At 42.3% G+C, this 14,432-nt stretch carries 11 protein-coding genes and 4 pseudogenes; 7 read left to right on the top strand and 8 right to left on the bottom strand.

The genetic code is table 11. From position 1 onward, the window contains the following. Positions 1-235: 235 nt before the first annotated feature. Positions 236-1,684 carry an AraC family transcriptional regulator gene (locus EHV08_RS11335; protein ID WP_126679366.1) on the top strand — a complete coding sequence of 483 codons (1,449 nt, stop codon included), beginning with the start codon at positions 236-238 and terminating at the stop codon, positions 1,682-1,684. Positions 1,685-2,068: 384 nt separating this feature from the next. Here EHV08_RS11335 and EHV08_RS11330 read toward each other — a convergent pair. After that, positions 2,069-3,242: pseudogene (locus EHV08_RS11330) on the bottom strand (IS256 family transposase); the annotation flags it as partial. Positions 3,243-3,340: 98 nt separating this feature from the next. Here EHV08_RS11330 and EHV08_RS11325 point away from each other — a divergent pair. After that, positions 3,341-4,345 (top strand): IS5 family transposase, encoded by a 1,005-nt coding sequence (locus tag EHV08_RS11325; protein ID WP_238988096.1) that lies wholly within the window; start codon positions 3,341-3,343, stop codon positions 4,343-4,345. 124 nt (positions 4,346-4,469) lie between these two features. Here EHV08_RS11325 and EHV08_RS11960 read toward each other — a convergent pair. Both EHV08_RS11960 and EHV08_RS11315 read right to left on the bottom strand, forming a co-directional pair. Beyond that, positions 4,470-4,565: pseudogene (locus tag EHV08_RS11960) on the bottom strand (transposase); the annotation flags it as partial. Positions 4,566-4,640: 75 nt separating this feature from the next. Then, positions 4,641-5,282: pseudogene (locus tag EHV08_RS11315) on the bottom strand (nucleotidyl transferase AbiEii/AbiGii toxin family protein); the annotation flags it as partial. 234 nt (positions 5,283-5,516) lie between these two features. On the opposite strand from EHV08_RS11315, the gene EHV08_RS11755 reads away from it, so the two are divergent. The 4 genes from EHV08_RS11755 to EHV08_RS11300 all read left to right on the top strand — a co-directional run bounded on the left by EHV08_RS11755 (position 5,517) and on the right by EHV08_RS11300 (position 8,562). After that, on the top strand, positions 5,517-5,696 hold the full coding sequence (locus EHV08_RS11755) for a hypothetical protein (RefSeq protein WP_238988037.1): 180 nt from the start codon (positions 5,517-5,519) through the stop codon (positions 5,694-5,696). A gap of 314 nt (positions 5,697-6,010) precedes the next feature. After that, positions 6,011-6,685: a site-specific integrase gene (locus tag EHV08_RS11750; protein WP_238988038.1), complete on the top strand. Its 675-nt coding sequence runs from the start codon at positions 6,011-6,013 to the stop codon at positions 6,683-6,685. After that, a complete protein-coding gene (locus EHV08_RS11305; protein ID WP_004343771.1) occupies positions 6,678-7,685 on the top strand; it encodes a tyrosine-type recombinase/integrase in 1,008 nt (335 codons plus the stop codon). Before EHV08_RS11750 ends, EHV08_RS11305 begins: the two co-directional genes overlap by 8 nt. Continuing rightward, positions 7,672-8,562 (top strand): tyrosine-type recombinase/integrase, encoded by an 891-nt coding sequence (locus EHV08_RS11300; RefSeq protein ID WP_126679364.1) that lies wholly within the window; start codon positions 7,672-7,674, stop codon positions 8,560-8,562. Before EHV08_RS11305 ends, EHV08_RS11300 begins: the two co-directional genes overlap by 14 nt. Before the next feature lie 97 nt (positions 8,563-8,659). Here EHV08_RS11300 and EHV08_RS11295 read toward each other — a convergent pair. From EHV08_RS11295 to EHV08_RS11275, 5 genes and pseudogenes are all read right to left on the bottom strand, one after another. Beyond that, a pseudogene (locus EHV08_RS11295) lies at positions 8,660-8,848 on the bottom strand (nucleotidyl transferase AbiEii/AbiGii toxin family protein); the annotation flags it as partial. Beyond that, complete coding sequence (locus EHV08_RS11290; RefSeq protein ID WP_126679363.1) at positions 8,845-9,471, bottom strand: type IV toxin-antitoxin system AbiEi family antitoxin domain-containing protein; 627 nt, start codon at positions 9,469-9,471, stop codon at positions 8,845-8,847. The pseudogene EHV08_RS11295 and the gene EHV08_RS11290, both read right to left, overlap by 4 nt. A 315-nt stretch (positions 9,472-9,786) precedes the next feature. Beyond that, a complete protein-coding gene (locus tag EHV08_RS11285) occupies positions 9,787-11,511 on the bottom strand; it encodes an acyl-CoA dehydrogenase family protein (protein ID WP_126679362.1) in 1,725 nt (574 codons plus the stop codon). A gap of 25 nt (positions 11,512-11,536) precedes the next feature. Next, complete coding sequence (locus EHV08_RS11280; RefSeq protein WP_126679361.1) at positions 11,537-12,562, bottom strand: electron transfer flavoprotein subunit alpha/FixB family protein; 1,026 nt, start codon at positions 12,560-12,562, stop codon at positions 11,537-11,539. Positions 12,563-12,565: 3 nt separating this feature from the next. After that, on the bottom strand, positions 12,566-13,438 hold the full coding sequence (locus tag EHV08_RS11275; protein ID WP_126679360.1) for an electron transfer flavoprotein subunit beta/FixA family protein: 873 nt from the start codon (positions 13,436-13,438) through the stop codon (positions 12,566-12,568). 346 nt (positions 13,439-13,784) lie between these two features. Between EHV08_RS11275 and EHV08_RS11270 the strand changes: the two genes are divergently transcribed. Beyond that, positions 13,785-14,426 (top strand): DUF4827 domain-containing protein, encoded by a 642-nt coding sequence (locus tag EHV08_RS11270; RefSeq protein WP_126679359.1) that lies wholly within the window; start codon positions 13,785-13,787, stop codon positions 14,424-14,426. Positions 14,427-14,432: the final 6 nt, after the last annotated feature.

Raw genomic sequence — 14,432 nt, 5'->3', positions numbered from 1 at the left:
AAAGGAACGGTTGCCAAATCGTTACCCGAAAATCAACCAATCGCATGGAACACTCTTGTATAAAGGGTTGTCGCTTTCCTATCCAAAGTTACACAAAAAGTTTTGATTTGGCAACGATACAAGGATATTATATTTATTATTTCATGAAATAAAAACGAAAACTATATCTTATTGAAAGAATATTAGTGTAATTAAACTAATAATATTATTTTTGTACGCAAAAAGCACTTGCATTATGATTTTAAGGAGATACTGCTATATACTTCTCGCATTTGTCATTGTTTCATCCGGTTTATCATGCGTGCCGCATAAGAATGAATCTGAGAAATTCACTGCCATTGCAGACAGTTGCAACAAGGCAGACAACTCTCTATTGGCTTTGCAATATTATATAAAAGGATTTATAGCTGCAAAGAACGAGGGAAACGACTATCTTGCCATGAGATGTGCGGGATACATAAGCATTCTATATAATAGTTTCGGAAATGTTGACGGATGTTTGCAATATAACAAAATAGGCTATGAATTGTCCGTTAAACAGAATGCCGTCATTGAAGAATCGGCATTCTTGTCGAATTTTGTCACATACTATTGCAATATCAAAGACTCTGTAAAAGCAAGGATATATTATGACAAGCTCATAAACCTACGAATGGAAAAAGGCAAACTCAAATATGAATATTTTTGCATATATGAGTATGCACGCATTCTGAGATGCGTCGGAAACTATGCCGAAGCAGTAAAAGCACATAAAAAGGCTCTTGCTTATGCGATGAGGAATAATATGTGTGACATTTACGTGCTGTTCCAGAACAGCGAAATCGGAAACCTCATGATTTTGCAGCACAAATATAGAGAAGCTGCGGAAATAGGCGACAGTTGCCTAAAAGAGGCGACAAGGCTTGGCAACAAAGAACTGATGTTGAATTCCTACATTATGCTTGCTGATGCCTATGTCGGATTGCACGACAAAGAAAAAGCATACGAATATCTTGAAAAGCACTACAGTATGAACAACAAGGTATATAATATGCCTAAATTCTTTTCTTTGCAAAACGACTTGTACCAGTATGAGGCAACGATTCACAAACAAAGAATCAGCAAACTGACAATTGCCATTATTGCCATAGCAACCATAGCTGCCATCCTCATATTGCTTGTGCTGATCATATTCAGCAAAAACAGGGCCTTGAGAAAGGTTCAAATCATTGTCGTCAACACAGACAAAGAAATAATAAAACAGGAAAAAGAGAACAGAAAGACTCTTTCTATTGAGAATACCCAATCACAACATGTTGCACATTATGTTATACCGATTGATAAAAAAGACGAGTTATATCATAATATAAAGAATGTGCTTAGCGATTTGTCCATGATATCAGATACTGATTTTAACATCAACAAATTAGCGGAGGTCACGAACTCAAATGTGAAATATGTTTCAGTTGTCATAAATGAGAAATTCGGGAAAAGTTTCAAGAATGTTCTAAATGAGTATAGGGTAAAAGAGGCATGCAAGATGTTGTCTGATAATAAATATGGACATTTCACAATAAGAACGATATATGAGAATGTCGGCTATCGTAATGCAGCAAGTTTTATCAGGGCATTTAAAAACGTAAAGGGAATGACACCGTCTATATACCAAAGAATCTGCAAGGAAAATCCGCGCTGCGATAAATGACAGTCCTTCCCTTAGGAATTCTTTGTCCTTACCTTGGGCTGTGTAAGACCTAACATTAGGGCTTGTCCGGCTTCCCGTTAGGCAACGCTAATGCCGGGCATACCAAGAAGTATCAGGGATTCCACTGCACACACTAGACAACCACGAAGCACCTTACCGACACTGATGGATGCCATTAAGCAACTTGCACAGCGTTACACCAAACATTCCATTCGCATTCCGCGGGAAGACAGAAAGGAAGGCAATACCGCCAAATTTGAAAGAGGAAACCGCCTGTTTTAGTCTGCAATACAGGTGGTTTTGCAGCACTGCAGGATATACCGTGGCAGAACAACGGGACACCGTCGGCATACGAAACACAAAAAAACTAAATTTCTTTGTTTTTCAAACGCCTTGCACTAACTTTGCACGGTACTGTCCTAAAAAAGTGTGTAAGCCACTCTTTTCTCCTTTCTCTGTAATTTTGTTAATCATTCCTTTTTCCCTGTGTTGAAATTGATATATCTTTCTTTTATATGTCGTGTCTGTTTCCTCCATTGCGACAGCTCCCAATAGGAAAATCACAGTCTGTGACGAGGGCATTGCATTCCTCATTTTCATGGTTCTCTTGTATTTTCTGTTCAACCGTTCTATCCAATTAGTGGTATATATAAGCCTCTGAACCTGTGTCGGGAAATCCATATATGTGAAGTATGCAATGTTCCTTTGCTGCCTATATTTTTTCAGTGCCGGATACTTCTTTTCCCATTTCGCCACAAAGTTAATGAATTGTTCATAACCCCACAAGGAACTTGCCGTTTTTTCTTCCATGGGGAAGACTTCCGATAGTTCCTTTGCAACGACCGCCTTGTCCTTGTGGGACACATTGTTTATAACCTGCCTCTTCAAATGCGCCACGCAGAACCGGTGCGAAGCTGACGGAAAGGCCGCGCATACGGCATTCTCTATTCCCTGCAGTGCATCGGATACAATGAGGTCTATCTCTTTTACGCCACGCTCCTTCAATGCCTCGAGTTCCTCCTTCCGGCACAAGGCTCCCTCCGTAGGGTGATTTACTACGCCAAGAACCTCACGACTTCCGTCCTGAGCAACGCCAAGCAAAGTGTAATAAGCCTCTCCGGACACCTCCCTGTCCCTGCGTGTGGGAATGAAAGTGGCATCGATATAAACCACAAGATAGTGTGATGAGAGTTCTCTGCAAAGCCAACTTTCCACGTCTTCACGACAACTTTGTGCAAGATGTGACACTTGCTGTTTGCTGTAAGAGCGGCCATAGACTGTCTCTGATATCTCACCTATCTGCTCCGTCGTCAGGCCTTTGGTATATAAAAGGTCAAAGAAGTTTGGCACGCTCCTCGTCTTCACTGCGTATCAGACCAAGAAGGACGGGATAGAAACTGCCGCTTCGTCTGCGTGAAATGCGTAGGGAGAACTCAAAACCATGGCTGTGCCAACGACGGGGACGGAAGCCGTTGCATTGCTCACTTGAATGCTCACCCATGAACAACTCACGCTCATGAAGCATCAGAGAATTCATAATTAGAGACCTCTGCAAAACTCTTCTTTTAATTTGCCCATATCAAATATTTTTTGTACCTTTATGGCATGAAACAAAAGATATCCTCTCCAAGTTTTGCTGATATGTTTCTTGGCTAAATAAAGGTTAAGCAGACATTCTTTTCCCAAATAAATACAGTTATTGATTGGGCACCTATTCATGCTATAATCGAAGCAGCTTACACCAAAGGCTATAATTCTACCGGTCGTCCCGGCTATGACAGTCTTGTTTTATTCAAGATTGAATTGCTTCGCACGTGGTACGGTCTGAGTGACGGAGAGGTTGAAGATCAGGTTAACGACCGGCTTTCCTTTAGCCGTTTTGCAGGTCTTGGCATGGAAGATACTGTTCCTGACAGTACTACCGTTTGTCGTTTTCGTAATGTCTTGGTTGAGGCGGATTTATATGACACGCTCCTTGACGAGTTTAACAGGCAATTGGAAGTTAAAGGTGTCATTGTCAAGCATGGCGCAATTGTTGATGCAAGCATTACGAACACCCCCCGTCGTCCCCGCGGATGTAAGAGTTATGAGGTCGTTGAGGATAGAAAAGATGATGATAACACGGAGGCTTCGGAAAAAGCAATGGTCAAAGAAGTCATCAAGCCTAATGTGGATGCGGAAGCCCGTTGGATAAAGAAGATGGGAAAACTCCATTTCGGTTACAAGCGTCACACGGTAACGGATGAAAAAGGGATGGTACTTGCCGAAGAAACAACAGAAGCCAATGAAAGTGATATTAAACACTTGGAAACTCCTTTGAAGAAAGCCAAACTACCACGAAAGGCACTTGTCTATGCGGATAAAGGATACGACTCTGCTGAGAATAAGGAAACCCTCAAACGTATGGGACTCAAAAGCCGCATCATGCATAAGGGAACAAGAGGACATGAGATTACCGAAAGACAGAAGAGGGTCAATATCGCTATAAGTAAGATACGATACAAAGTAGAGCGTACTTTTGGTTCTATGCACAGATGGTTTGGTGCAGGAATAGCAAGGTATGTCGGACTCTCAAAAACACATGCACAGCATATAATGGAGTCAATTGCCTACAATTTATACAGGACACCGGGGATTATTGTGTGCAATTGTATCAAATAAGAGGAAACACACCCATAAAAGAGTGTGTTTACACTAAAGTTGCCTCATAAAAACATACGTTGTTTATAAATATTCACTCATTTAAAGTTATAGAGATGAAAGGTTAGTGAGTGAAAGGTTTTGCAGAGGTCTCAATTAATGACTGAAGGGGAACAAAACCCTCGTAGGTGCTTGTGTAATACGAAATAATTTCCGAAATTTGCAAATGTGTAAGTTCCATTTTTTCTTTATTATTATTGCAAATACAAAGATAATAAAAAAAAAGGGGCTTACACACTTTTTAGGACAGTACCCATTATTCGAACTTTATCATACCTGCCAACTGAATGAAATAGTCGTTCGACCAAATGTCAAGTTCCTTAGGATTACGGACAAAAGGGAGAACATCTGCTTTCACTTGATTGATGTCGGCTGTTGAAAGACGTTTTTTAAGTTTATCCAAAAATAATTCCTTGCTGATATGTTCTCGATTTAACTGAAGAATACGTTCATTAAGATGGGTAAAATCAAGTGGAATGTTATGGCGTATGTACCACTCAAAATCGTACCAGTCACGCCCTTTTAACCTGTTTTTCCATGCACGATATACCAATGCATGCATTTTTCCTGCAAACAGGTCGGGCAAAGTAAAACAACGAACCATAAACGACTCCGGAAGCAGAAGTAGTTTCTGTTCGGTATTGAAGTTCAACGGCGGCATGGTGTCAACTTCTATCTTTATCTTTACAGACTTTTCTGTCTGGAAGGTAATATCATATACATCAGTGTTGTCTTTTAAGAAAGCAGACTCCATCTTAGCAAAACTTTTCTTATCTTTCTTCTTTATTTCAACTTCTCTACCTACAATAGCAAATTCGTCAATGATTGGTTGGAAATATTTAGTGAAATCAAAATTGTCATTTGGTGCAAGTAACGAAAAATCCATATCCTCAGAAAAATTATCGCAAGTTGTGATAAAATTTCTTATCACAAGTAAAATATTATCCAAAGTGCTAATAGATATATATTTCCATTTATTTGATTATCAATAACACTTTTGATAATATTATCAGATAATATTTGTGTTACTTTGTACTTGTGCACCTCAAATGGTGTTCTCAATGTAACATGAAAAGTACAGAAATCAACTCTCTAATAGCCAATTGCGTTTTGCAGATGCGTTTGGATGGCTATGATGAGAAATGTATTGAAACGCATCAACGAAGGTGGCAGAAAGGTATTGTCACGTACATGCACAAAACTGGGACAACCCTGTTTTCTCCAGAAGTTGGAACGTCATTTCTCGCAGATGTCTTGCCGGGATTGGCAGCTTCTACGCAACGAGCCCATCGCAGGAGCATACATCTTTTGACGGAATTTATGCAAACGGGAATAATTCGCCGAAGAATAGTCAAGCTTCACGAATTTCCTCTTGATGGAGAAATAGGCAACGCAGTTCTCCAACATCTCGACTTTTTACGGGAACAGCGACGGTGCGAGCCGACAATCCATAACCACAGGCGTCTATTGAGTTACTTCATAGCTGGTCTCAGTCAAAAAGGAATTGATAGCATATGTGGTATAACAGAGAAAGTCATTGTGGAATTTGTTGATCATGCGCAGACATGTAAAAGCGAACACTTCTATGCCATCCGGCAGTTTTGCTCCTTTCTATATGAAAGAGGGATGACATCAACAAATCTTAGTTATGTGCTTACAAGAAGCAATTTTCCGCAACACGAGAAACTGCCTTCTGTTTACAGTTGCGATGAAATCAAGCAAATAGAAGGTTCTATAGAACAGTCATCGGCAGTCGGTAAACGTGATTACGCAATCTTCCTCCTTGCTTCACGACTGGGATTGAGGGTCTCAGACATAGCCTCATTGACATGGGACAATATAGATTGGGACAATGGCAAAATCACCCTTTACCAATACAAAACTAAAGCCCCAATGGAACTTCCACTTCTGAGGGAAATTGGAGAGGCATTGGTCACCTATGCAAGAGACTCCCGTCCGAAATCCCATCTAAAAGAAGTCTTCTTAACGGCATCGGCACCATACCGTCCGATGACACGCATCAGTCTGAATGGTGTGATTACAAGAATAATGCAGTCCTCGGGAATTGACATATCCAGTCGCAGGTTCGGGCCTCACTCCATGCGTCATTCACTTGCCAGCAATATGCTCCGCCAAGGGACATCCTTACCTGTCATATCAGGTATATTAGGGCACGAGAGTACGCAGACCACAATGGAATATCTCCGGGTGGACATTGTGAACTTGCGTGAATGTGTTCTTGATACCCCTTTAGTTGACGAAGCTTTTTATTTACAGAAAGGAGGGGCATTCTATGATTAATTATACCTTCAAGAGTATCTTCGCTCCTTATTTTACAAGTTTTGTGAAAATGAAAGCAGCGATGGGGTTTACAATATCCAAGATAGAGTACATATTCAAAGAGCTTGACGAAATTTATCGTATCATGCCCCTACACGAACCAGTCTTGACTAAAGAACTGGTGAAGGCATGGCGTGAAAGCCGGTTGAATGACAGCGAGAGGACGTTGTATGATAAATGGTCCATAATAAGTCAGTTTTCCCGGTATATGTGTCATTGCGGATTTGTCTGCTATGTTCCTCCCATGCCAAGGCAGAAAGACAAGTCCTTTATCCCAAGGGTTTTCACCCATGAGGAGATAGAACGTTTTTTCATTGCAGCAGACAGCCTCCGCTTCCATAACATTCAACCCACCTTATGTCTGTTTTCCATGCCCACCTTATTCCGTGTATTATATGCTACCGGAATCAGGATAGGCGAGGCTCTGAATTTGAACATTGAGGATGTCAACCTTGAAAAGGGTACGATACTCATCAGAAAATCAAAAAACCAACGGCAACGTATTGTTCCCATTACGCCTTCTTTGGACGCTGTACTACACCAGTATATATCCTACAGAGACAGAATGCCTCTCAAGAGCATACGGCACAAAGAATCACCATTGTTCATTTCACATACAGGAGGAAGGGTACTGAAAGGTACTGCTTACAAGTGGTTCAGGAAAATACTCAAATTGTGTGATATTCCTTTTATTGGAGGAAACCGTGGTCCAAGAGTTCATGATTTGCGACACACTTTTGCAGTCCATTCTCTAATGAAGCAGGTAAAGTCTGGTAAGGACATGTATTGCCTGCTCCCGATCCTTTCCGTGTTCATGGGGCATAAAACCTTATTGGGAACAGAGTCCTATATACGTCTAACCTCTGAGATGTTCCCTGAACTGAACCTGCAAATCGGTGCCATATCATCTTATGTATTCCCCTCACTTGAAAAAATGGTAAGAGAATATGACGAAGAATGACTTTGCTAAATTTCTGAAGGGATTCTTTACTGAAAATGTCCTTGACTATTTGGACTGGTTGCAAACTGACAAGTCCAGTTCTGTATCGACCAGGAATCAGAGGCTGGCTGCAATCCATGCTTTTTGCCGATATATGCAGTACGAGGATGTCACGCGCCTATATCAATGGCAGGAAATACTTGGTGTCAAGATGAAAAAGGCAATCAAGGGTACCATGAATTATCTGACGATGGATGCTGTCAAAGAATTGTTAGCGCATATACCGCAGACTACCATGCGGGGGCGTAGAGACCTCGCCATGCTCTCCCTGCTGTATGAAACCGGAGCCAGAGTACAGGAACTCATAGACCTTAGACCGGTTGATGTCTGTTTGTCCAAGCCATACTATGTAACACTCTTTGGCAAAGGAAACAAGAAAAGATTGGTGCCCATCCAAGATGCCCAAGTATCAATCCTACGCAAATATATGGAAGAAAACCATCTGCTTGAACTGAGAATGAATCAGCGCCCTCTCTTTCAGAATGGTCGTGGAGGAAAACTGACAGGAGCAGGCATAACCTATATCTTAAAAAACTATGCAACGATGGCCAGAACTGCCTCAGAAAATCTCATCCCTGAAAAAATCAGTCCTCACTGTCTTCGCCATAGTAAAGCTATGCATCTGTTACAGGCAGGAGTGAATCTCGTTTATATAAGAGATATTTTAGGTCATGTGTCAATCCAGACAACTGAAGTATATGCACGTGCAGACTCCAAACAAAAGCGGGAAGCTTTGGAGAAAACATATACTTCAATCCTTCCACAAGAGGAAGATAACAAACCTTCATGGGAATCTGATTCTGAACTGAAAAGTTGGTTAAAAAACTTAGGACGGTAGTAATATTATCCAAAGTGATGGCAAAAAGTATCCCTGATAAGCAATTAATAATCAGTCATGCAAAAGTCGTACTTTGGATAATATTTTACTTGCGATAAGAAAAACGTTGAAGACCATGAAATATGCGAAGACATGTACCACCATAAAAGGCTGCCACATCAAAAAAACCGCCATTGTAAAGACCTGCAAGAATCACCTGCTGATTAACTTCAAAAATGGCATTTCGCTTTTGAAGTTCGGTTGTCTGTTCGTAAGTTGACAACATCTGACTATATATTTCGTTCATCGCTTCAAATAATTAATGAGTGTTTGAACAGACTTTGCCTTTTTGCCCACCTTGGCATAGCGTTCGAAAATACTAATATCCATATTGAGAATATCCTCAATATCCATTCGTATATCTTCTATCAAGTATGTTTCCACGTCCTTGACATATCGAAGATTAACCTGTGGGGAGTTAGCAATCAAGTCGCATAGAGCCTTTTCGGGCGTTGCCATAAGGAATGCGTAACTCTTCTTGTTGATGCTTGTTACACCGATATGAAAAGCATCTCGGTTCATGAAAGTATAATCGAAGCGTCCAATCGGAGTGTCAAAACTACGAGAATGTTTGATGGTCATTGACTGGGTGATATAGACGGTCTCAGGAATTAAGCCGTAATATCTCAATGCAGATGACATTGATACATAAGAAGGAGCATAAATATGGTTTGCAATCAGTTCTGAAGATAGTGGTACATGTGATACCGATGGATCTACAACATATAGCCCCTTCTTGAGTCTGATGATCTTACCACCTAATTCAAGATTACGCACCTTCTGGTTTCCTGCCTTCATTTCAGAAAACAATGAAGATATGGCAGAAGTGGTTACCGGGATATTTGCAATATGTTCCAAATCCATAGCCATGGCACAAAGATAGACAAAAATTGAATAGCAAACTAATATATCCTTGTTTTTCTGTTCAAAATATGACTATTTTAACTAAATAGCCTTTATTGATATTGTTCTTTAACCCAAACCGATCATTAGAGCCTGCACAGATTTGGGGTTTATTTGGGGCGCGAGTTTTATTCATGTTCAAGTTCACTTTATTTTATCCGTAAAGTGTTTATGTATCGGTGTTATATACAATAATGTTCCGAATAAAATGAGCGATTAGAGTGGGAATAAAAAAATCCGGAGAAATATATTCCCCGGATTTTATATTATAGTAGTAATTGCTTATTCGTTGCAATCGCAAGCCTTGAAACTTTCAAGGTCTTCAATGTTGAAATTCTTGATGTATGCCGACTTGCCGAAAACACTCTCTTCCGTCATTCTTACATATACGTTGGCCGACTTTCCGAACAGTTCGGGAGCACGTGTGGCATCGTCGAGCAACAAGATTGACATTATAATTTCGGCTGTCATGTCATAGAGACGACGTGCAAGGAAATCCTGTGCGTTCTGACTTCCGAGTTCCTTAACACGGTTGAGAGTGTCTTCATAGATTCCGACAAGAGTCTCTATGCGTGTTTTCAGAGCGGCATGAGCCTCATCGGTCACGATGTCTGCAAGCATTTCCTTGATTATGCCGAGCAGAGTTCCGTTGGTGATATAGCGGATCGCTGCCACCACCTGCAACTGCGTCGTTCCTTCATAGATAGAGAAGATACGAGCATCGCGATAGAGGCGTTGGCTCTTGTATTCCATGATGAAGCCCGAACCTCCGTGTATGGAGATTGCATCGTAAGCATTCTGATTGGCATACTCTGAGTTCATTCCCTTTGCCAGCGGTGTGAAAGCATCTGCCAAGCGTGTGTATTTCTTCATCTCGGCACGCTCTTCGGGAGTAAGTTTACGATCACGCTGAATATCTTCGAGACACTTATATATATCCACATACATCGCTGTCTGATAGAGCAGTGATCGACCGGCATCGAGTTTTGCCTTCATGCGGCTGAGCATATCATAAACGGCGGGGAAATTTATAATCTTCTCTCCGAACTGCGCACGATCCTTTGCGTATGCCAATCCCTCGTTGTAAGCCTCCTGTGCCACACCGACCGACTGTGCTGCGATACCCAAGCGGGCACCGTTCATCAAAGCCATGACATATTTAATAAGTCCCATACGAGTGCTTCCGCAGAGTTCTGCCTTAGCATTCTTATATGTGAGTTCGCATGTAGGACTGCCATGAATACCGAGTTTATGCTCTATATGACGCACATCAACACCACCATCGCGCTTGTCGTAGATGAACATTGACAGACCGCGACCGTCGTGAGTGTTTTCCTCAGAACGTGCAAGAACAAGGTGAATGTCAGAGTCGCCATTGGTGATGAAACGCTTCACACCGTTCAGTCGCCAGCAGTTGTTCTCCTCATCAAATGTAGCCTTCAGCATAACACGCTGCAGGTCAGAGCCTGCATCCGGTTCGGTAAGGTCCATCGACATTGTCTCACCTTCGCAAATGCGTGGTATGTATTTCTCGCGCTGCTCCTCCGAACCGAACTCATAGAGAGTGTCGATGCACGACTGCAGACTCCATATATTCTGGAAACCGGCATCGGCAGCCGATATAATCTCGCTGAGCATCGAGAAAGTGATGTTCGGAAGGTTCAGACCGCCATACTTGCGAGGCATTGATATACCCCAAAGTCCGGCCTTGCGTGTTACGTCAAGGTTCTCGAAAGTCTTTGAAGCGTATATCATACGTTTGTTCTCAAGGTGCGGACCTTCTATATCAACGGATTCGCTGTTAGGCTCTATCACGTTTGCCGCGATGTCGCCTGTGATGTCAAGAATCTGCTTGTAGTTCTCTATCGCGTCCTCATAGTTTACCGGAGCATCTTCGAACTGCTTTGCATCAGCATATCCTTTCTCCTTGAGTTCCACCACTCGCTTCATGAGCGGGTGTGAAAGATGGAACTCCAATTCAGGATGGTCGCTATAATAATTTGCCATAATTTATTTCTTTTCTATTTTCAACTTACTTGCTGTTTTCCTTGTAATATTTAATCAACTTCGGAACCACTTCTTCCACCGTTCCTACGATAACATAGTCGGCTATCTGATTGATTGGAGCGTCTGGGTCTGAGTTTACCGAGATGATGATGCCCGAATCCTGCATACCGGCAATGTGCTGTATCTGTCCGGAGATACCACAAGCGATATATACCTTAGGATGAACGGTAACACCGGTCTGACCAATCTGACGATCGTGGTCGCAGAAACCGGCATCAACAGCGGCACGGCTGGCACCAACCTCGCCATGAAGTTCCTTTGCCAAGCCGAACAGCAAGTCGAAATTCTCTTTCGAACCCATGCCGTAACCACCGGCAACAACGATAGGAGCACCTTTGAGGTTGTGCTTGGCAGCCTCGACATGACGGTCGAGCACCTTTACGACACCTGCCACAACCATATCCACATACTTGCTTACCTCCGGATAAACCACTTCTTTTCTTGCCTCGCCATCATATATGGCCTTCTGCATCACGCCACTGCGAACGGTGGCCATCTGTGGACGATGCTCCGGATTGACAATGGTAGCAACGATGTTGCCACCGAAAGCCGGACGAATCTGATAGAGAAGATTCTCATAAACTTTCTTCTCTTTCTTGTCCTCGAAGTCTCCAATCTCAAGTTCGGTACAGTCGGCAGTCAATCCGCTGGTGAGCGAAGATGACACGCGTGGACCGAGGTCACGACCGATAACAGTAGCACCCATGAGACATATCTGTGGTTTCTCCTCCTTGAACAGATTTACCATGATGTCGGTATGCGGAGCAGATGTGTATGGGAAGAGTCCTTCACCGTCAAACACGAAGAGTTTGTCAACACCGTATGGCAGAATCTGGCTCTCCACCTTATCCTTTATGCCCGTACCAATTACAATGGCATGGAGTTCCACGTTCAGTTGATTGGCAAGTTTACGGCCCTTTGTAAGCAATTCTTGTGAAACCTCGGCAACGCTTGTGCCCTCAATTTCTATATATACAAAAACATTATTCATAACTTATCCAATGATTTTTTCTGAAAGTAATTCTTTTATCAAACCATCAATATCGCTGTCGCTTGCGGTGAGAGTCTTGCTCTCCTTTGCTTGGAATACGATGTTCTTGACGGTCTTAACCTTTGTCGGCGAACCTGCCAAACCACATTGTGCGGCATCACCATCAACATCTGCAACGCTCCATTGGTTGAGAGTGAGGTAAGGACGCTCGTCATAGAGGTAGTCGTATGGCGTGCCTTCGCTCGGACGTTCCATCGGACAGGTAGCACGCTTGTACTTCATCACCAGTTTCGCATTGGCCGGACGGCATGGTGCGGCACTGCCATTAACGGTAATCACAACCGGCAGCGGAGCCTCAACAGTCTCCACACCACCATCTATATAGCGGCGTATCGTGGCCTTTCCGTCTTCTATTTTAAGAATCTCTTCTGCGTATGTCACTTGATTTAGGCCGAGTTTCTGTGCCACCTGCGGACCCACCTGCGCGGTATCTCCGTCGATAGCCTGACGACCGCCAAGCACTATATCAACATCACCAATCTTCTTTATTGCCGTGGCAAGAGCATAACTGGTGGCCAAAGTGTCGGCACCGGCAAACAAGCGGTCTGTCAACAGCCACCCTGTGTCTGCGCCGCGGTAAAGTCCTTGACGTATTATCTCGCCGGCACGTGGAGGACCCATTGTGAGTATTCCTACCGTTGAACCGGGATTTTGCTCCTTAATACGGAGCGCCTGCTCCAAAGCATTAAAGTCTTCCGGATTGAAGATTGCCGGAAGAGCAGCACGATTAACTGTGCCTTCGGCAGTCATTGCGTCCTTGCCGACATTTCGCGTGTCGGGAACTTGCTTAGCAAGTACAACGATTTTCAATTTCATAAAAATAAATAAATAATATAATGATATTCTATTTCAAGGCTGCAAAGTTACGCTTTTTTTACCGTGTAACAAAGAAAAAGTAATTAAAAAATGCACAATCGTCCTTAATGTGTGCACAAAAAGGGGCGTTTGTGCAAGTTTTCAACATCAATTAACCATTCATTTGTTCATGTGCGGTAAATATTAAATAGATGTAACACACATCAAAAGTCTCAAAAAAAATTATAGTATCTCATACTATTTTTGTAATTTTGCAGCGAATTAAGCGGGTGTTCACGATTAATTGTCATGACATAACACTTAATTTAGAACATTGACATTCATTGAAATCAAAAAACAAAGAAATATGAAGGAAACGCTTTTTGCCCTATTGGCAATCGCCGCATTTATGATGACGGCAAGTTGCAACAAGGTTGAGACATACGCGGAGAAAACGGAAAAGGAGAACAAAGCCATTAAATTGTTCATTAAAGAAAAGAAAATAAAGGTGATTTCTGAAAATGTTTTCGAGCAACAGGGATTTACCACCAACGTAAAAGAGAACGAGTACGTGCTCTTCAAATCGTCAGGAGTTTATATGCAGGTGGAAAGAAAGGGTTGCGGAAAACTGATTAATAACGGTGAGACAGCAACAATACTTTGCCGCTTCACAGAGAAGAACATATTCACCGACTCAATAATGCTCGACAACAGATTGTTCCATCAATTCTCGTCAATACCCGACAAAATGACTGTTACAAACACGAGCGGAACTTTCACAGCCTCTTTCGACATGAACAACAGCCTCATGTATCACGCCTACGGAAGTGCCTCTGTGCCCTCAGGATGGCTCACACCACTATCTTATATAAAAATAGGAAGGCAGAGTAATAATGAGGAGGAGATTGCAAAAGTGAACCTTATCGTGCCTCACTCGCAAGGACATAGTCATGCCTCGTCCGGCGTGTACCCATGTTTCTACACCATTACATACGAGAGAGGAAATTAAACAAAA

Source organism: Prevotella koreensis (assembly GCF_003977605.1).
GTDB lineage: Bacteria > Bacteroidota > Bacteroidia > Bacteroidales > Bacteroidaceae > Prevotella > Prevotella koreensis.
The sequence above is the reverse complement of the archived record's forward strand: the minus strand, read 5'-3'. Positions and strand labels throughout refer to the sequence as shown.